Raw genomic sequence first — 17,632 nt, forward strand, 5'->3', positions numbered from 1 at the left:
TCGTTCAAGCTGGATCGGGATAGGAAGGGGCTGTTCCCCTCCCGTCTCCCTTGTGGGTGGAATGGGAATTCTAGGCCCAGAGCATCAGCCGCAGCTCATAGGGATCGTGCATATCGGGGTGAAAGGGCAACAAGCGGATGGCCAGCCCCTGTAGGCCGCTGGCCTCGTAGCGAATCTGGCCGGAGAAGATGGCGCGATCCTCCATCGTCTCCACATGGGGCAAAGAGGTCGCCTGGCCGTTCTGGATCTGGCCGTTGTCGTCCACCGGCCCCTGGTAGGCCTGGACGATCACGTCCTGCGGCTGCAGGGATCCCAGCCGCACCTCGACAGTCACCGTAAGGGGATCCCGGGCCATCACCACTTGGTCATCTTGCGCCGAGGGGAGGCCGGCGGCGGAAGCTTTCTTCGGGGTTTCAATCTGGACATTGAGGACCCGAATGTTGTACCAGTTCTCCTGCAAATGATTGCGCCAGCGGGTGAACTGGCGAGCCGACTCGAAATTGTCGCGGCGCATGCGGTCAAAGTAGTTGCTGAGGGGGATGTAGGCCCGCTCGGCATACTCCAGCACCATGCGCTGCGTGCTGAAGCGGGGGCAGTTGAGCCGAATCGCCTGCTTCATGCGCTGAATCCAGGCGTGGGGCAGGCCATCGCTGCCGCGCTGGTAAAAGAGAGGGGCAACCTCTTGTTCCAGCAGGTCGTAGAGGGCATTCGACTCCACCTCATCTTGGTAGGCGCGATCCTCGTATTCCTCGCCGCGGCCAATGGGCCAGCCGGTCTGGTAGTAATCGGCCTCATCCCACCAGCCATCCAAAATGCTCAGGTTCTGTCCACCGTTGGCCGCCGCCTTCATGCCGCTGGTGCCGCTGGCCTCGCGAGGGCGCAAGGGGTTGTTCAGCCACACATCCACGCCGGCCACCATCAGGCTGGTGATGTACATGTCGTAGTCCTCGATGAAAACTAAGTGCTGGCGAAACTCCGGCTGGCGCGACACCTGCACGATCTGGCGGATCAACTCTTTGCCGGCTGTATCGCGGGGGTGGGCCTTGCCGGCAAAGATAAACTGCATCGGGTACTGGGGATGGTTGAGCAAGGCCTTGAGCCGTTCCAGGTTGTGGAGCAAGAGGGTGGCCCGCTTGTAGGTGGCAAAGCGGCGGGCAAAGCCAATGGTGAGCACCTCTGGGTTGAGGGCCTCGGAGGCTCGCTGAATCTCCACTGCCGAGGCGGCCCGCTTTTGCAGTTGTTCCACCAGGCGCTCGCGGGTGAAGGTGATCAAGCGGGAGCGGCTGCGCTCGTGGGCCCGCCACAGTTCCCCATCCGGGATCCGATCCACCTTTTGCCAAAGAGGATCGGTGGGGGGAGCCTCCGCCCAATCCGGCCCCAGGTAGCGATCGTAGAGGGCTTGGTTCTCTTCCCCCACCCAGGTGCGGACATGCACCCCGTTGGTGATGGAGGTAATCGGCACCTCCTCCAGCGGGATCCCGGGCCATAGCCGGCTGAACATCTTGCGCGAGACCGCCCCGTGCAGCTTGCTGACGCCGTTGACAAACGAGGCCATGTTGATGGCCAGCACCGCCATGCTGAAGGGGGACTGGAAGTCGCCGGTGTTTTCGCGGCCCAGGGCCAAAAAGCGCTCCCGGCTCAGGCCCATCTGGCTGTAGTAGAAGCCGAGGTAGTAGTCGATTTTGTCCGGCGGGAAGAGGTCGATCCCGGCGGGTACCGGCGTGTGGGTGGTAAACATCTGGCTGGACTTGGCCACCTGCCAAGCCTCTTCAAAGCTCAGCCCCTGCTCCAGCATCAACAGGCGGATGCGCTCCACGGCCAAAAAAGCCGAGTGCCCCTCGTTCATGTGGTAGACGGTGGGATGGATGCCAAGGGCGCGCAAAGCCCGCACGCCGCCGATGCCCAGCATGATCTCCTGGTGGATGCGCACGTCCTGGTCGCCGCCGTAAAGCTCATCGGTGATGTCTTGGTCGTACTGGCTGTTGGGCTCGATGTTGGTGTCCAAAAGATACAGAGGCACCCGCCCCACCATCGCCTTCCAGATGCGGGCAAACACCTTGCGCTTGGGGTAGTCCACCTCAATGCGAATCTCGCGGCCCTCCGCATCCCGCTGCAGCTCCAGGGGCATGTTGAAGAAATCGTTCACAGGGTAGCGCTCCTGCTGCCAGCCGTCGGGGTTGAGGTACTGGCGAAAATATCCCTTTTGGTAGAGCAGGCCCACCCCCACCAGCGGCAGGCCCAGGTCGCTGGCCGCCTTGAGGTGATCCCCGGCCAAAACCCCCAGGCCCCCTGAGTAGATGGGCAGACAATCGGCCAGCCCAAACTCGGCTGAAAAATAGGCGTAGCACTCCCCTTCCACCGCTTGGGCCGAGCGATACTTGCGGTACCAGGTGTCTTCCTGCAGGTAGCTCTGGAGCTGTTGGCTGGCCCGTTCCAACTGGGCCAAAAAGCCGGGATCCTCCGCCAGCTCGTCCAGCCGCTCCTGCCGCATCTGCCCCAGCAAAGCCACCGGGTTGTGGCCACAGGCATCCCAGAGATCCGGATCCATGCGCTGGAACAGGCTGCGGGTTTCCACGTTCCAACTAAAATGCAGGTTATAGGCCAGCAAGCGCAGACTTTCCAGAGCAGCCGGCAGGTAGGGAGTAACCTTAAACGTGCGTAACGGCTTCATAGTTAGGACGCGTGCAGGTCGCCACTGCCAAGCTACCCTGACCTCGGCGGGAGAGCACAGTTTTTTACAGCTTCTTTCGAGTTGAAGGCCGGGATCCTGCCTAGGTACCACCTGCCGCTTCCAGGGAACCAAGGCATAGCGCATTCCTTGTTACATATGGATCTAACTGCACCCCTGGCCGACACCATTGCTGCCATTGCCACCGCTGTGGTGCCCGAGCAGGGCAGCATTGGCATTGTACGCCTTTCCGGCTCGCGGGCTTTGGCCATTGCCCAGGCCATCTTTACCCCCGCCCGCCGCAACGCTACCTGGGAGAGCCATCGCCTCCTCTACGGCTGGATCCACGATGAGAAGGGCCAGCGGTTGGACGAGGCCCTAGCCGTCTGGATGCAGGCCCCCCGCTCCTACACCCATGAGGACGTGGTGGAGCTGCACTGCCACGGCGGCATCATGGTGGTTCAGGCCACGCTGCAGCAGTGCCTGCGCCAGGGGGCACGGCTGGCGCAGCCGGGGGAGTTCAGCCTGCGGGCTTTCTTGAATGGACGCATCGACCTCACCCAGGCCGAAAGTGTGGTCGATCTGGTGGCGGCTCGCTCCCCGCAGGCAGCCCAGATGGCGCTGGCGGGGCTGCAGGGCAAATTGGGACAGTCCATCCGCGCCCTGCGCCAGGAGCTGCTGGGCTTATTGGCCGAGATCGAGGCGCGCATCGACTTTGAAGAGGATCTGCCCCCTCTGGATGTTCCCGCTTGGCAGGCCCGGCTGCAAGCCATCCAGGCCCAGATGCAGGCCCTGCTGGCCACCGCCGAGCGGGGGCAACTGCTGCGCACCGGGGTGAAAGTGGCCATCGTCGGACGGCCCAATGTCGGCAAGTCCAGCCTGCTCAACGCCTGGTCGGGCCAAGACCGCGCCATCGTCACCGACCTGCCCGGCACCACCCGCGACGTGGTGGAATCCCAGTTGGTGGTGAGAGGGATCCCCGTCCAGCTTTTGGATACTGCCGGCATTCGCGCCACCGACGATCCCGTGGAACGTCTGGGGGTGGAGCGCTCCCAACGGCTGGCCCAGGCTGCCGATGTGCTGCTGCTGGTCATCGACGCCCAGGCCGGCTGGACGGATGCCGACGCCGCCATCTACGAGTCCATTCGCCACCGCCCTCTCATCTTGGTCATCAACAAAACCGACCTCGCCCCCCCTGACGGGATCCCCCTCCCCGCCGAGATTACCCACCGCGTCCCCGCCGTCGCCGCCCAAGGCCAAGGGATCCCGGAGCTGGAAGAGGCCCTGGAGCAGCTTGTCACCCAGGGACGGCCCCAGCCCAACCTGGAGGTGAGCCTTAACCAGCGCCAGGCCGCCGCCCTCCGCCAGGCCCAAGCCAGCCTGGAACAGGTAGTTCAGGCTATGCAGGCGCAGCTCCCCCTCGATTTCTGGAGCATCGACCTGCGCGACGCCCTGCACGCCCTTGGCCAGATCACCGGCGAGGAGATCTCCGAAGCGGTGCTGGATCAGATCTTCAGCCGCTTCTGCATCGGCAAGTAAGTGCTCACTAACTCATACTCATTCTGAGTTTGTGTTAGTATGGGCTGAGTTGGGGATCCTCACAGCGGATCCCGGATAATGGAGACACAACTTAGGAGGTTGGCTATGGTTACCGCCGCAAAAACCCGTCTCTACCCCACCCAGATCGACTTGCCGGCCGAGGCCCGCGCGCAACTGGTGGAGTTGCTCAACCAGTCCTTGGCGGACACGCTGGATCTGAAAACCCAGGTGAAGCAGGCCCATTGGAACGTCAAAGGCATGAACTTCATCGCCCTGCACGAGATGTTCGACACCTTTGCCGGCACCCTGGAGAACTACGTAGACATGCTGGCGGAGCGGGTTACGGCTCTGGGGGGCATTGCCCGCGGTACCGCTCGCATCGTCGCCCAAACCTCGAACTTGCCCGAATACGACCTAACGGCTGAGGAGGGGCGGACTCACCTGCAGGCTTTGGCGGCCCGCTACGGCCAGTATGCGGCTGCTGTCCGCCGCAACATCGACCGCACCACCGAACTGGGGGATGCCGACACCGCCGACCTGTTTACCGAGATCTCCCGCCAGATCGACAAAGATCTTTGGTTCATCGAGGCTCACCTGCAGGCGTAACGTCGGCAAGCCAAATCTGGATAGGCAAGTGGAGTAGGCAAAAATGGGCGTCAACGCTCCCCTCCTGTACCTGGTGGCTTTGGCCGGTATCCTCAGCGTGGCAGGCTACTTCGTCCTGCGTGAGGTGCTGCGGGTGCGGGCCCAGGAAAAAGTCATCCGGCAGCTCCAGCCTCGCCTGAGCAAAGGCAAGGGATCCCCACAGGAGCACTACGAGTTGGGCAGCGTCTATCTGCAAAAGCGTCTCTACGACCAGGCCATCGTCCAGCTTAAAAAAGCTCTAGAGGTGGCTGGGGAGAACATTCCCCCCGTCTGCAACGCCCTCGGTTTTGCCTACTTCAGCCAGGGGCAATACGACCTGGCCATCCGCTACTACAAAGATGCAGTGGCAGCGGATCCCGGCTATGTGACCGCTTGGAACAACCTGGCCCATGCCTATGAGAAGAAAAATCTCTATGGCCCAAGCCTGGAAGCTTACGAAACTGCCCTGAAGTTGGATCCCCAGAATGCCATTGCCAAGCGCCGCTCGGATTCTCTGCGCAAACGCTTGTAGCCCAGCTCCTGGGGATTCCCTCTGCAATTCCATGCGCAGAAATACTCTTGACTGAGGCACAGTTGTTCAGATGGGTTGGGCTTAAAAGCTCATCATGCCTCTATAAGCCTTTCCTTATCCTCTCAAAAGAAGATTGAAATATGGAAATCTTGAGCACACATGTAAGATCCGGTATCGTGTTGCCGGGGCTGGTATTATGTCTTAAAAACGAGAGGCCATTTCATGGATTCGCAATCGGTAGCACCTGTGGTTCTGGTAATCCTGGACGGCTGGGGTTATCGGGACGCTCTCGATGGCAACGCGGTGCTGGCTGCCCAAACCCCTGTCCTGGATAGCCTTTGGGCTGCCTATCCCCATGCTCTGCTGCAAGCCTCAGGTCGAGCTGTGGGCCTGCCGGCAGGACAGATGGGCAACTCTGAAGTCGGGCATCTGACGTTGGGGGCAGGGCGGGTGGTACCGCAAGAATTGGTGCGTATCAGCGACGCCATCGAGACGGGATCCCTCTTCCAGGAGCCCCTCTTGCTGGAGGTGTGTTGCCAACTCAAAGAGCGAGGGGGCCGTTTTCATTTCATCGGCCTCTGCTCCGAAGGCGGGGTTCACTCCCACATCGACCATCTCTATGGCTTGCTTAAGTTGGCGGCCCAGGCTGGGATCCCGGCCTATGTCCACGCCATCACCGATGGCCGCGATACCTTGCCTCGCGACGGGGCCAGGGTTCTGGCCGCCCTGGAAAAAGAGCTGCAATGGCTGGGCAATGGCGTCATCGCCACCCTGAGTGGCCGCTACTACGCCATGGATCGGGACCGCCGTTGGGAGCGCACCCAGAAGGCCTACGAGATCCTGACGGAAGACGGCCCTGGCTGTGGCCGCAGCGCTGCTGAGGTCATGGAAGACTTTTACGCCCAGGATGTTACCGACGAGTTCATTCCCCCCACTCGCTTGGCTCCGGGGGCGGTGCAGCCGGGAGATGCAGTCATCTTCTTCAACTTCCGACCGGATCGCGCCCGCCAGCTCACCCAAGCCTTCGTCTGCCCTGACTTTTCCGGTTTCCAGCGCCGTCTGATTCCGGATCTCACCTTTATCACCATGACGCAGTACGATCCAACCTTGCCGGTGCAGGTGCTCTTTAAGCCCCAGAACCTGGATCACCTGCTGGGCCAAGTGGTGAGCGAGGCCGGCCTCAAGCAGTTGCGCATTGCCGAGACGGAAAAGTACGCCCACGTCACCTACTTCTTCAACGGCGGCATCGAGCAGCCCTTTCCCGGCGAAGATCGCATCTTGGTGCCAAGCCCGCTGGTGGCCACCTACGACCAGATGCCGGAGATGTCGGCGGTGGAGGTGACCGACAAGGCTATCGAAGCTATCGCCCGCCGCGAATACAGCCTGGTGGTGCTCAACTATGCCAATCCCGACATGGTGGGCCACACCGGCAACTTCGAGGCCACAGTGCGGGCGCTGGAGACGGTGGATCGCTGCCTGGGCCGTCTGCTGGCGGCGGTGGTGGATGCGGGGGGTACCACCTTAATCTTGGCGGATCACGGCAACGCCGAGCTGATGTGGGACGAGCAGGGCAACCCTTGGACCGCCCACACCACCAACCCCGTCCCCTGCATCCTGGTGGAGGGGGAAAAGCGCAAAATCCCCAGTCGCGGCGGCAACGTCAAGCTGCGCTCCGACGGCACCCTGGCCGACGTGGCCCCCACCCTTCTGGAGATCTTAGGTCTGCCTCAACCTGCCGAGATGACAGGGCGCTCGCTCTTGCAGCCGGCAGAATACACCATCCTGCAGCGGCAACCCAGCCCAGTGGGGCGCTGAGACCGGGAATTGCTCACTCGGCCACTGGGATCCCAGCCTGGGCCAGCCAAGCTCTCAGCTCTTCCCAGTTGCGGTAGAGGGCCAAAACCTGCGAGCGCTCAGGGTGATAGGGGGCGCTCAGGCGCTCCAACTGCAAAAAGCGAGCCTGGGGAGGGATCACCGCCACTTCCGGATCGGGGGGTGTGGGCCGGCGCAGGGAGCTGCTGTAGCCGCGGTAGATCAGCACCAAATCAACTTCCCCCTCGCTTTCTACCTCCACCCGCAGCACCTCCTGGGGGTGAGCCTGGCTGTAGCGCTCCAAGGCCAGCGGCCAGGGCAAAGCACTCATGCCAGCTCCCCCTTGTCTGCACCGGGCCGCAGCCGCCAGACAAAGTAAACGCTATAGAGCAGGTAGGCCACCAAGCCCCACGCCCCCACGCTCCCCAGCAGCTCCGGCGGCACATTGGGATGGAAAATCTCTCGAAACCCCAGCGGCGGCTCAAGCCAAGCTCGACACTCCGCCGATAGAGAAGCCCGGAAGGCGCAGGGCACGAAGGCCCCCGAAAAGAGGATCCCGGCCCCCATGTAACCGGTTACAGCCCACCGCCAGAGCAAAAAAGCTCGTGCCGCCCAGCTTCTCGACTGCCTGAGAGCAGTGCTCCAATCTCGCCAGAACCACAGGCAGACCGGGATCAAGAGCCGCGCCATCGCCCCGCTCAAGAAGCTGATGGGCAGGCCACCAATCATCAAATACACCGTCACCGCCAAGAGGCTGGACACCCGCCAGTAAACGATCAAGAGCTGAATCAGAGGACGTAACCCCACCGCAAAAGCCCAAATTAGGAGAGCCAACGGCAGCACCACCGTCAGCGCCACGGCCAAGCTGTAGTCCACCCAGATCGCCTTGACCAGCCAACTCACGGGGATCATCCTCGCCCTTTCTTCTCACTGCCCCATAGTATATAGAGCGGCAGGGTCGGCGGGATCCACCTCAAAACAACAGGAGGTAACAGAATATTGCAGCTTCTCGGCCACCTTAGGCAAAACTTTACATCCGAGGGCTTTCAGAAAGTTTTCCATTTTTGCCGTTGCCGATCCGCGAAGGTGGTAGATTCTTAGAGGAACATCTCCGTCTGTCGAAGGGCTAGTCGTCTTTCGAGGCGATGATTGTAAGGTTCCATCCCGTCCTGGCCCGGCCCAACTCGTTAAGTATTGTTACTTAGTCGTGTTATTTTGGGTTAAGGCCAGATCCTCAGAGGTGGTGACCTCATTCCCATGGCACGTTCTTCCCGACTTCTCTCCCACAGTCCTGCCCGTTGGAAGGCGACCCCGTGGAAGCCCAAGCCTTTGCCTCCCCTAGAGGAGGCGCCGCCTCCGTCCCAGCAGGAGGAGGATTTAGGCTGCCAGAGTGCGTCGCAGCCGTCGCTTGCTCCGGGCGAAGCGGGTTCGGGGGAGAAGGCGACAATGGCTGGCAGGAGCTATGAAGCGCTGCAGCTATGGCTGGTGGTGGTTACCTTGGGCGTGAGTCTGGCCATCGCTGTGGGAGTGGCCCTGGTCTACTCCCCAGGGGTGGCGGCCAACTACTTGCTCGGAGCAATCGTTGGCGTAGTCTATCTGCGCATGCTGGGCCGTGGTGTTGCGGAGCTGGGCAAAAGTCGCAGCCGGCTGGGAGTGACGCGCTTGGCTCTGTTTGTCGGGCTGATCGTCCTGGCCACTCAGGTGAAGTCTTTACAGATTTTGCCTATTTTTTTGGGGTTCATGACCTACAAGGTCGCCCTGCTCATTCATCTTGTCCAGACGCTGACTCGTTTATCCTCTTCTGCGTGATGCCCATGAACCTGTTCTTCTCCTCTCCTCCTCTTCTAGCAGAACTTGAGGTCGGCCATCACCTCTATTGGCACCTGGGCAAATTCACCGTTCACGGGCAGGTTTTGATTGCCAGTTGGATCGCCATCGCCCTGATCTTGGCCGTGGTGCTGTTGGGGACTCGTCAACTGCAGCGGGAGCCGGCTGGCCTGCAAAACTTCGTTGAGTATGCCCTGGAATTTGTGCAAAGCATTGCCCGCGCCCAGATTGGCGAGCGCAACTTCCGGCCCTGGGTGCCCTATGTTGGCACCTTGTTCTTGTTCATCTTTGTCTCCAACTGGATGGGCAACCTCTTCCCTTGGAAGCTAATTCCCCTGCCGGAAGGAGAGCTGGCCTCTCCCACCAACGACATCAACACCACCGCCGGCTTGGCGCTGCTCACCAGCGTCATGTATTTTGTAGCCGGTATTAGCAAGCGAGGGCTGTCCTACTTTAAAAAGTACATCGAGCCCACGCCGGTTCTGTTGCCCATCAACGTCCTGGAAGATTTCACCAAACCTCTCTCGCTGAGCTTCCGTCTGTTCGGCAACATCTTGGCAGAGGAGCTGGTGATCGCGGTGTTGGTGTTGCTGGTGCCGTTGTTGATCCCGGTGCCGGTGATGATCCTGTTCCTGTTTACAGGGGCCATTCAGGCTTTGATCTTCGCGACGCTCTCGGCAGCTTACATTGGAGAGGCGCTGGAAGGTCATGGGGGTGGGGATCACCACGATTGACCCAGGAGTTGGGCCAACCGCCGAGTTCAGGGCCCAGCTCTCAAAACCTCTCCAATGGGTCGTCGCAAGGGATCCCTTCTCTGGTAAGGTTTGTTGGGGCCGAGAGGCCGCCGACAAAGAGGCGATCGGTTAAATATCAAGCCAGATCACCTCGACGCTCAAAGCGCTGTTGCGTTCGTGTCAACCCTCTGTTTTGTACTGACAAGGAGCATCTCACTATGGATCCGTTAACCTCTGCTGCTTCTGTTTTGTCTGCCGCTCTGGCAATTGGCCTGGGATCCCTGGGCCCGGGGCTGGGCCAGGGGAATGCTGCCGCCGCCGCTATGGAAGGGCTGGCCCGTCAGCCGGAAGCAGAAGATAAAATCCGCGGCAACCTGCTGGTCAGCCTGGCCTTCATGGAAGCGTTGACCATCTACGGCTTGGTGGTGGCACTGGTACTTTTGTTTGCCAACCCCTTCGCCTAATGCCTCTGGGGGCGGCCCAGGCCGAGAGCTGGGGTCTTGCCCCCCTTCCCTGCTCGATCTCAGATCCTGTTTCTGTTGGTGCGGCCTCATGATTTGTTCAACTTTGTTGGCCGTCGAAGCTGCCGAGAAAAATGGCCTCTTCGATCTGGATGCCACCTTGCCCATCATTGCCGTCCAATTTCTGCTGCTGGTGGCCGTGCTCAACTCCCTTTTCTACGAGCCGGTTACTCGGGTCATCGACAGCCGCAACGACTACATCCGCACCACCCAGGCGGAGGCCCAGGAGCGGTTGGACAAGGCGATGGCTCTGACCCGCCAGTACGAGGCTGAGATCGGCAAGGCCCGCCTACAGGCGCAGCAGGTGATCGCCGAGGCGGAAGCGGCTGCAGCCCGCATCCGTGCGGAGAAGCTGGCGGCAGCCCAGACGGAGATCCAAGCCAAGCTGGAGGCGGCGCGGCGGCAAGTTGAGCAGGAAAAGCAGACGGCGCTCGAACAACTGCAGCAGCAAGTGGATGCCATTGCCGCCCAGATCACCGAGAAGCTGTTGGGCAGCGCCCGTTAAGTGGCCGGTTGAACATTCCTTGGGAGTAGCGCGTGATGCTGGTGTGGAGCCTGATGCCCGCTTGGCTTTTGGCCATGGCCGAGCCGGTGGCAGAAGCCGCGGAAGTATCCCCAGAAAAGGGGCTCTTGGATGCGATTCTGGAAAGCAACTTAATCAACATCGCCATCATCCTCACCTTGCTGTACATTTTGGGGCGCCGGGTGGTGGGGGAAGCTCTGGCCAAGCGGCGAGAAGGCATCCTCGAGGAGCTGCGCCAGGCGGAGCAGCGCAAGCAGGAGGCGATCGAGAGGCTGGCGGAAGAACAACAAAAGCTGGCGCAGGCCCAGCAAGAGGCGGAGCGCATTCGCAAACAGGCGGAGGCCAATGCGGAAGCCCGCCGGCAGGAGCTGTTGCAGCAGGCGGAGCGGGAGATCGAGCGGCTGCGCGCCAACGCCGAAAGGGATCTCTCTGCTGAACAAGAGCAAATTGTCCAGGAGCTGCGCCGCCAGATCGTGCGCCAAGCCCTGCGCAAGGTGGAGCAGGAGCTGCCGCAGCACCTCAGCGAGCAGGTTCACCAGCGCCTGATCGAACAAGGGATCCAGATGATTGCCCGCTAAGGAGGAGGAAGGGAAAAGCATGATCAGCCGCACCATGGCCGCCAAGGTGGTCGATCCCTACGCCGAAGCCCTGGTTTCTCTTGCCTCTGCTCAGGGGCTAATGGATACCTTTGAGGCCGACATCCGTTTTATGGCCGCGGTTCTGCAGGCCACGCCGGAGCTGGGCCAATTCCTCGCCAGCCCCCTGATCAAGGCGGAAGCCAAGAAAAACCTGCTGCAGCAGGTGTTTGCCGACCAGATCCACCCCCTGCTGCTGAATGCTCTTAAGCTGTTGTGCGACCGTCGCCGTATCATGTTCCTCGAGGCCGTCTGCCGGCGGTTCTTGGAGCTGCAGCGGAAGCTGCAAGATATCGTCCTGGCCGAGGTGACCACGGCGGTACCTCTGACGGAGGCGCAACAGCAGTCGATCCGCGAGCGGGTAAGAGACTTCACGCAGGCCAGGGGTGTGGAGCTCCAGATTGCCCAAGATCCCACGTTGCTGGGTGGGGTGATCATCAAGATCGGATCCCAGGTGATCGACCTCAGCTTGCGCGGCCAGTTGCGCCGGCTGGCGCTGCAGTTGGCCTAAATTGGCCCAGCGTTTTCCTTAATAATTTTGGATCCCTTCCTATTCCGTTGAGAGGACTGCTATGCCTACGATTCGCCCAGACGAGATCAGTACCATCATCAAGCAGCAGATCGAACAGTATAACCAGGAGATGCAGATCTCCAATGTCGGTACCGTCCTGCAGGTGGGAGACGGCATTGCCCGCATCTACGGCCTGGAGAAGGTGATGGCCAGCGAACTGTTGGAATTTGAGGATGGCACCACCGGTATTGCCCTTAACCTAGAAGAAGACAACGTCGGCGCAGTGTTGATCGGCTCCGGGCGGAACATCCAAGAAGGATCCACCGTCAAAGCCACGGGCAGAATTGCCAGCATCCCTGTAGGGGAAGCCCTGCTGGGCCGCGTAGTGGATCCCCTGTGCAATCCCATCGACGGCAAAGGGCCGATTCACTGCACCGAGACGCGCCTCATTGAGTCCCCGGCCCCCGGCATTATCGATCGCCGCTCCGTGTACGAGCCTCTGCAAACCGGCATCACCGCCATTGACGCTCTAATCCCCATCGGGCGGGGGCAGCGGGAGCTGATCATCGGCGACCGCCAAACCGGCAAGACCACCGTTGCCGTGGACACGATCCTGAACCAGAAAGGGCAGGATGTGATCTGCATCTACGTAGCCATTGGCCAGAAGCAGAGCACCATCGCCCAGGTGGTGGGCGTTCTAACCGAGCGAGGGGCAATGGACTACAGCATTGTGGTGGCTGCCGGCGCTGACAGCCCGGCCCCGCTGCAGTGGTTGGCCCCCTATTGTGGCGCCACCATTGCCGAGTACTTTATGTACCAGGGTAAGCACACTTTGGTGGTCTACGACGACCTCTCCAAGCAGGCGGTGGCCTACCGGCAGATGTCGCTGCTGTTGCGGCGTCCGCCCGGTCGGGAAGCCTACCCAGGGGATGTATTCTATCTGCACTCGCGGCTGCTGGAGCGGGCGGCCAAGCTGAACAGCCGGCTGGGCGAGGGATCCATGACGGCGCTGCCGATTGTGGAAACCCAGGCCAACGACGTGTCGGCCTATATTCCCACCAACGTTATCTCCATCACCGATGGGCAGATCTTCTTGGAGTCGGATCTGTTCAACGCCGGTATTCGCCCCGCCATCAACGTTGGCATCTCTGTCAGCCGCGTCGGCTCGGCGGCCCAGACCAAGGCGATGAAGAAAGTGGCCGGCTCGATCAAGGTGGAACTGGCGCAATTTCGCGATCTAGAAGCCTTTGCCCAATTTGCCTCTGATCTGGACGAGGCCACCCAGAAGCAATTGGCCCGCGGCCAACGGCTGCAGGAGATCCTCAAGCAGCCGCAATATTCGCCCCTGTCTTTGGATCAGCAGGTGGCGATTATCTACGCCGGGACGCGGGGGTATTTGGACGACATTCCGGTGGAGAAAGTCTCCAGCTTCAAGCAGGGCCTGCTGTCCTACTTGGGCACCACCCATCCCAAGTATGGGGAGATCGTCCTCTCCACCAAGCAACTCACTGAAGAGGCGGAAGAGATCTTGAAAACCGCCATCACGGAGTTCAAACAGAGCTTCCTGGCCAAGGCGGCTTAGTTGCCGGGGATCCCTGCTTTGGGGATCCCCATCCAGTAACCACAGCAGAGGGGATCGGTTATGGCAAACCTAAAGCGGATTCGCGATCGCATCAAGGCGGTGAAAAATACCCGCAAGATTACAGAGGCCATGCGCCTGGTGGCGGCAGCGCGGGTGCGACGGGCCCAGGAGCAGGTGATGGCCACCCGTCCCTTTGCCGACCGCCTAGCCCAGGTTTTCTATCGGCTGCAAACGCGGTTGCGGCTGGAAAATGTCGAGTTGCCTCTGCTGAAGCAGCGGCCCATTGAAACGGTGGGCCTGTTGGTGGTGGCTGGGGATCGGGGCCTGTGCGGTGCTTACAATGCCAACGTTATCAAGCGCACCGAGGAGCGGGTGCGCGAGCTGCAGGAGACGGGGCTGCAGGTGCAGCTTTACCTGGTGGGCCGCAAGGTGGTGCAGTATTTTCAGCGCCGCTCCGCTCCCATTGCCAAGACCTACGTGAACTTGTCGCAGATTCCTACGGCGGCGGAAGCTGCGCAAATAGGGGATCAGCTCCTCTCCGCTTTCCTGTCCGAGAAAGTAGACAAGGTGGAGCTGATCTACACCCGCTTTGTCTCGCTGATTAGCTCCCGTCCGGTGGTGCAATCGCTGCTACCTCTGGATCCCACGCGCCTGGCTGCCCGCGACGACGAGATTTTTAACCTGCTGGTGCGGGGGGGAGAGTTCACGGTCGAGCGCAGCAAGATCGTTGCTCCTGTCTCAGCCCCGCCGCCAGACATGATCTTCGAGCAGGATCCGGTGCAGATTTTGGACGCGCTGCTGCCGCTGTACTTGAACAACCAGTTGTTGCGGGCTTTGCAGGAAGCAGCGGCCAGCGAGTTGGCGGCCCGCATGACGGCCATGAACAATGCCAGCGACAACGCCAGCGAACTCATCCGCACACTGGGCCTTGCCTACAACAAAGCTCGGCAGGCGGCTATCACCCAGGAGATCCTGGAGGTAGTTGCCGGAGCTGAGGCCCTATAAACTTCTCTCCCACCCTCACCCCCAACCCCTCTCCCAGAGGGAGAGGGGAGTTAGGGAACGACGTAGGGAGACGTTTTATTTGAGGAGCCTAGATTGCGTCGCTGGGCTATCTGGGCGTTGAGCAGGATCACCGGCAAAATCCCCACCAGGACAATCGCCAAGGCGGGGGCGCCGGCCTCGGCCAGGCGTTCGTCGGCAGCCATGCGGTAGGTGTGGACGGCCAAGGTATCGAAGTTAAAGGGCCGCAACACCATCGTGGCCGGCAGCTCCTTCATCACATCTACAAACACCAGCAGCATCGCTCCCAGGATCCCGCCCCCCATCAGGGGCAGGTGCACCCGCCACAGGGTGCCCAGGGATCCCTGCCCCAAGCTGCGGGCTGCCTCGTCCAGGCTGGGAGGAATGCGCGCTAGCGTCGCCTCGACGGTGGACAGAGCCACCGCCAAAAAGCGCACCAGATAGCCAAACACCAACGCCACAATAGTGCCGCTGATCACCAGACCGGGCGGCTGTTGAAAGAGCGCCTGCCGCAAGTAGCTCAGCAGTTGATCCAGTTGCCCCAGGGGAATCAGAACTCCTACTGCAATCACCACGCCCGGTAGCGCGTAGCCCAGGGAAGATAGCCGCACCGCCAGCCGCAGGCCCCAGGCCCGCTGCAGCCGCAAACCGTACAGCACCACCACCGCCACCAAGACGGCGATCACCGCCGTGATCGTCGAGAGGAGAAAGCTGTTCTGGGCGTAGCTCCAAAAGCGGCGGCCCAACTCCCCCTGGCGCAGGGTCATATGGAGCAGGATCAGGGCAGGGATAACGAAGCCCAGCCCAATCGGGATCCCACAGGCCAGCCACGCCCCCACCCCCCGGATCCCGTGCAAGGGATAACGACTTGGGTTTGGCTTGAATCCTTGGCGATAGTAGCGCGCCCGCCGGCGGGAAAATTGCTCCAGGGCCATCAGTAGCAACACCAACAGCAACAGCAGCGCTGAAAGCTGAGCTGCTGCCACCGGATTGCCCAGAGCTGTCCAGGTGCGGTAGATGCCGGTAGTAAAGGTATCGACCCCAAAATAGCTGACGGTGCCGAAATCGTTCAGGGTCTCCATCAAAGCCAGCAGACAGCCGGCCACGATCCCCGGCCGGGCCAAGGGCAAGGCCACCCGGAAAAAGCTAGCCCACGGCCCGTAGCCCAAGGAGCGGCTCACCTCCAAACAGACCACCGACTGTTCCTGGAAGGCCAGCCGCGCCGAGAGATACACATAGGGGTAGAGGGTGAGGACGAGCAGCAGGATCGCCCCCCACAAGGAGCGAATGTTGGGGAACCAGTAGTCGCCGATCCCCCAGCCGGTAACCCGCCGCAGCCAGGTCTGGAAGCCGCCGGTTACTTGCAAAAAATCGGTGTAAGCGTAGGCCAACACATAAGTGGGAGCCGCCAGGGGCAACACCAGCATCCACTCCAGCCAGGCCCGCCCCCAGAATTCGCACATTGTCACCAGCCAGGCAGTGCCGCTGCCCACCAGGATGACTCCCAGCGCCACCCCCACCATCATCAGCAGGCTGTTGCGCACGTACAGCCCCAAGACCGTGTCGGCCAGGTGCTCCCAAACCTGCCGCTCGTCGGCAAAGAGGCTGAGGAGAACCGTCAGAGTGGGAATCAAAATTAAGCCCGTCAGGGCTAAGGTCAGCAACGTCCAACCGCTGAACCAGCGCGTCCAAGCTCTCTTGAGAGAATGGTCAAAGCGTTTACCCAGATTTAGCCAAGCTAACTTTTCCATCAATTGCAGCTGAAATCCCTGAGAGCTGGCAAAAACTTTTTCTTCACCGTACTGTTTCCCAATTGTCAGGCAAATCTTAGGAAAAAACAAAGAAGCTAAGTCTCAAGACTCAAACTTGGGACTTGATCCTGCTTTGGGGCTGCACTGCGACCCCTACCGGGGAGCCAAGAAGAAAGCTCTTGGCAGCCCCGGCGCTTTTCATCGCCAACCGGCCCGATCCATCACTTTCAGGGCATCGGGGGTAACGCGGCCAATGCTGGCGGCGTTGATCGTGTCTTCCTTGAAGGTGCCAAAGCTGGCCACCACCGAGTCGATCTCCGCCCCCGGCAGCACCGGGTATTCGTTGTTGCTCTGGGCGAAGATGGCCTGCGCCTCCGGGCCGGAGAGGAACTCCAGAAACTGGATGGCGGCCTCTTTGTTGGGAGCTGTTTTCAGAATGCCGGCGCCGCTGATGTTGACGTGGGTGCCGCGATCCTGTTGGTTGGGAAAGAAGACGCCGATCTTTTCGGCTACGGCCCGATCTTCAGGATTGTCGGATTTGATCAAACGCGGCAAATAGTAGGTGTTGGACAGCGCCACATCCCCCACTCCGGCAGCCACGGCTTTGATTTGATCAATGTCTCCCCCTTCCGGCGGGCGGGCAAAGTTGGCCACCAAGCCCCGCGCCCACTGTTCGGTTTCTGGGATCCCGTGCGCCAAGATGATGGAAGCCGTCAGAGATTGGCTGTACACATTGCTGGAGGAGCGGGTGAGCACCTTGCCCCGCCACTTGGGGTTGGCCAGATCTTCGTAGGTGGAGAGCTCCTTGGGATCCACCTTGTCTTTGTTGTACATGATCACCCTGGCCCGCTTGGTTAGGCCAAACCAGTAGCCTTCCGGATCCCGCAGCGATTCCGGGATGTTCTTAGAGAGCGTCTCGGACTGGATGGGCTGAAACAGGCCTTCGTTCTGGGCGCGCCACAGCCGGGCAATATCTACGGTCATAAAGATATCGGCAGGGCTGTTGGATCCCTCGCTGCGGATGCGCTGGGCAATCTCGTCGGCGTTGCCCTGCACCCAGTTCACAGTAATGCCCGTTTTCTCCTTGAAGAGGTCGTACAATTTTTCATCGGTGCCGTAGTGCCGAGAGGTGTAGAGGTTCACCTCCCGGTTGGCGCCGCGGGCCGGACGCCCCAGCAAGCCTGCCGCCAAGGCTACAGAGCCCAGCGCGGCTCCGCTGACCAGTTGCCGTCGCGATAAGCGCATACCCAACTCCTAAACTCAAAAACATTTCAAGAAAGGCTGCTGCATTGACCCAGTCAGCAATGCCTTTACCCGAGAAAGCACTTGAAAACCCCCTCCCTGAATCAG

At 60.8% G+C, this 17,632-nt stretch carries 17 protein-coding genes; 12 read left to right on the forward strand and 5 right to left on the reverse strand.

Features of this window, described 5'->3' with window-relative positions; all coding sequences use genetic code 11:
- Window positions 1-70: 70 nt before the first annotated feature.
- Entirely contained in the window at window positions 71-2,671 is a 2,601-nt protein-coding gene (gene glgP / locus NW862_RS04120) for an alpha-glucan family phosphorylase (RefSeq protein ID WP_414333046.1), read from the reverse strand.
- Between the two features lie 156 nt (window positions 2,672-2,827).
- Between glgP and mnmE the strand changes: the two genes are divergently transcribed.
- The 4 genes from mnmE to gpmI all read left to right on the forward strand — a co-directional run bounded on the left by mnmE (window position 2,828) and on the right by gpmI (window position 7,178).
- The gene (gene mnmE / locus NW862_RS04125) at window positions 2,828-4,207 is read left to right on the forward strand and encodes a tRNA uridine-5-carboxymethylaminomethyl(34) synthesis GTPase MnmE (RefSeq protein ID WP_414347872.1); all 1,380 of its coding nucleotides are present in this window, start codon (window positions 2,828-2,830) and stop codon (window positions 4,205-4,207) included.
- Window positions 4,208-4,312: 105 nt separating this feature from the next.
- The gene (gene dps, locus NW862_RS04130) at window positions 4,313-4,813 is read left to right on the forward strand and encodes a DNA starvation/stationary phase protection protein Dps (RefSeq protein WP_414337237.1); all 501 of its coding nucleotides are present in this window, start codon (window positions 4,313-4,315) and stop codon (window positions 4,811-4,813) included.
- 43 nt (window positions 4,814-4,856) lie between these two features.
- Window positions 4,857-5,363: a tetratricopeptide repeat protein gene (locus tag NW862_RS04135; RefSeq protein WP_414333052.1), complete on the forward strand. Its 507-nt coding sequence runs from the start codon at window positions 4,857-4,859 to the stop codon at window positions 5,361-5,363.
- A 222-nt stretch (window positions 5,364-5,585) separates the two neighbouring features.
- Complete coding sequence (gene gpmI / locus NW862_RS04140) at window positions 5,586-7,178, forward strand: 2,3-bisphosphoglycerate-independent phosphoglycerate mutase (RefSeq protein ID WP_414426946.1); 1,593 nt, start codon at window positions 5,586-5,588, stop codon at window positions 7,176-7,178.
- 13 nt (window positions 7,179-7,191) lie between these two features.
- Here the strand turns inward: gpmI and NW862_RS04145 are convergent, their stop codons facing one another.
- A complete protein-coding gene (locus NW862_RS04145) occupies window positions 7,192-7,506 on the reverse strand; it encodes a hypothetical protein (protein ID WP_414333055.1) in 315 nt (104 codons plus the stop codon).
- Window positions 7,503-8,087, reverse strand: a complete 585-nt coding sequence (locus tag NW862_RS04150; RefSeq protein ID WP_414333057.1) for a DUF3177 family protein — start codon at window positions 8,085-8,087, stop codon at window positions 7,503-7,505. The genes NW862_RS04145 and NW862_RS04150 overlap by 4 nt, the downstream gene beginning before the upstream one ends.
- A 534-nt stretch (window positions 8,088-8,621) precedes the next feature.
- Between NW862_RS04150 and NW862_RS04155 the strand changes: the two genes are divergently transcribed.
- The 8 genes from NW862_RS04155 to NW862_RS04190 all read left to right on the forward strand — a co-directional run bounded on the left by NW862_RS04155 (window position 8,622) and on the right by NW862_RS04190 (window position 14,513).
- On the forward strand, window positions 8,622-8,984 hold the full coding sequence (locus NW862_RS04155; protein ID WP_414333058.1) for a hypothetical protein: 363 nt from the start codon (window positions 8,622-8,624) through the stop codon (window positions 8,982-8,984).
- A 5-nt stretch (window positions 8,985-8,989) separates the two neighbouring features.
- Complete coding sequence (gene atpB / locus NW862_RS04160) at window positions 8,990-9,736, forward strand: F0F1 ATP synthase subunit A (protein ID WP_414347865.1); 747 nt, start codon at window positions 8,990-8,992, stop codon at window positions 9,734-9,736.
- A 218-nt stretch (window positions 9,737-9,954) separates the two neighbouring features.
- Window positions 9,955-10,200, forward strand: coding sequence for an ATP synthase F0 subunit C (atpE, locus tag NW862_RS04165; RefSeq protein ID WP_011430931.1), 246 nt, complete (start codon window positions 9,955-9,957; stop codon window positions 10,198-10,200).
- 88 nt (window positions 10,201-10,288) lie between these two features.
- Window positions 10,289-10,762, forward strand: coding sequence for a F0F1 ATP synthase subunit B' (locus NW862_RS04170; RefSeq protein WP_414333062.1), 474 nt, complete (start codon window positions 10,289-10,291; stop codon window positions 10,760-10,762).
- A gap of 35 nt (window positions 10,763-10,797) precedes the next feature.
- Window positions 10,798-11,358 (forward strand): F0F1 ATP synthase subunit B, encoded by a 561-nt coding sequence (locus NW862_RS04175; protein WP_414426947.1) that lies wholly within the window; start codon window positions 10,798-10,800, stop codon window positions 11,356-11,358.
- Window positions 11,359-11,377: 19 nt separating this feature from the next.
- The gene (gene atpH, locus NW862_RS04180; protein WP_414333066.1) at window positions 11,378-11,926 is read left to right on the forward strand and encodes an ATP synthase F1 subunit delta; all 549 of its coding nucleotides are present in this window, start codon (window positions 11,378-11,380) and stop codon (window positions 11,924-11,926) included.
- A 61-nt stretch (window positions 11,927-11,987) separates the two neighbouring features.
- Window positions 11,988-13,508, forward strand: coding sequence for a F0F1 ATP synthase subunit alpha (gene atpA / locus NW862_RS04185; protein WP_414347859.1), 1,521 nt, complete (start codon window positions 11,988-11,990; stop codon window positions 13,506-13,508).
- Between the two features lie 60 nt (window positions 13,509-13,568).
- Window positions 13,569-14,513, forward strand: a complete 945-nt coding sequence (locus NW862_RS04190; protein ID WP_414333069.1) for a F0F1 ATP synthase subunit gamma — start codon at window positions 13,569-13,571, stop codon at window positions 14,511-14,513.
- A 50-nt stretch (window positions 14,514-14,563) separates the two neighbouring features.
- Here NW862_RS04190 and NW862_RS04195 read toward each other — a convergent pair whose 3' ends face one another.
- Window positions 14,564-16,282: an ABC transporter permease gene (locus tag NW862_RS04195; protein ID WP_414333071.1), complete on the reverse strand. Its 1,719-nt coding sequence runs from the start codon at window positions 16,280-16,282 to the stop codon at window positions 14,564-14,566.
- A gap of 198 nt (window positions 16,283-16,480) precedes the next feature.
- Window positions 16,481-17,533, reverse strand: a complete 1,053-nt coding sequence (locus NW862_RS04200; RefSeq protein WP_414426948.1) for a Fe(3+) ABC transporter substrate-binding protein — start codon at window positions 17,531-17,533, stop codon at window positions 16,481-16,483.
- Window positions 17,534-17,632: the final 99 nt, after the last annotated feature.

The sequence above is a fragment of the Synechococcus sp. H55.8 genome, from assembly GCF_047462375.1.
GTDB lineage: Bacteria > Cyanobacteriota > Cyanobacteriia > Thermostichales > Thermostichaceae > Thermostichus.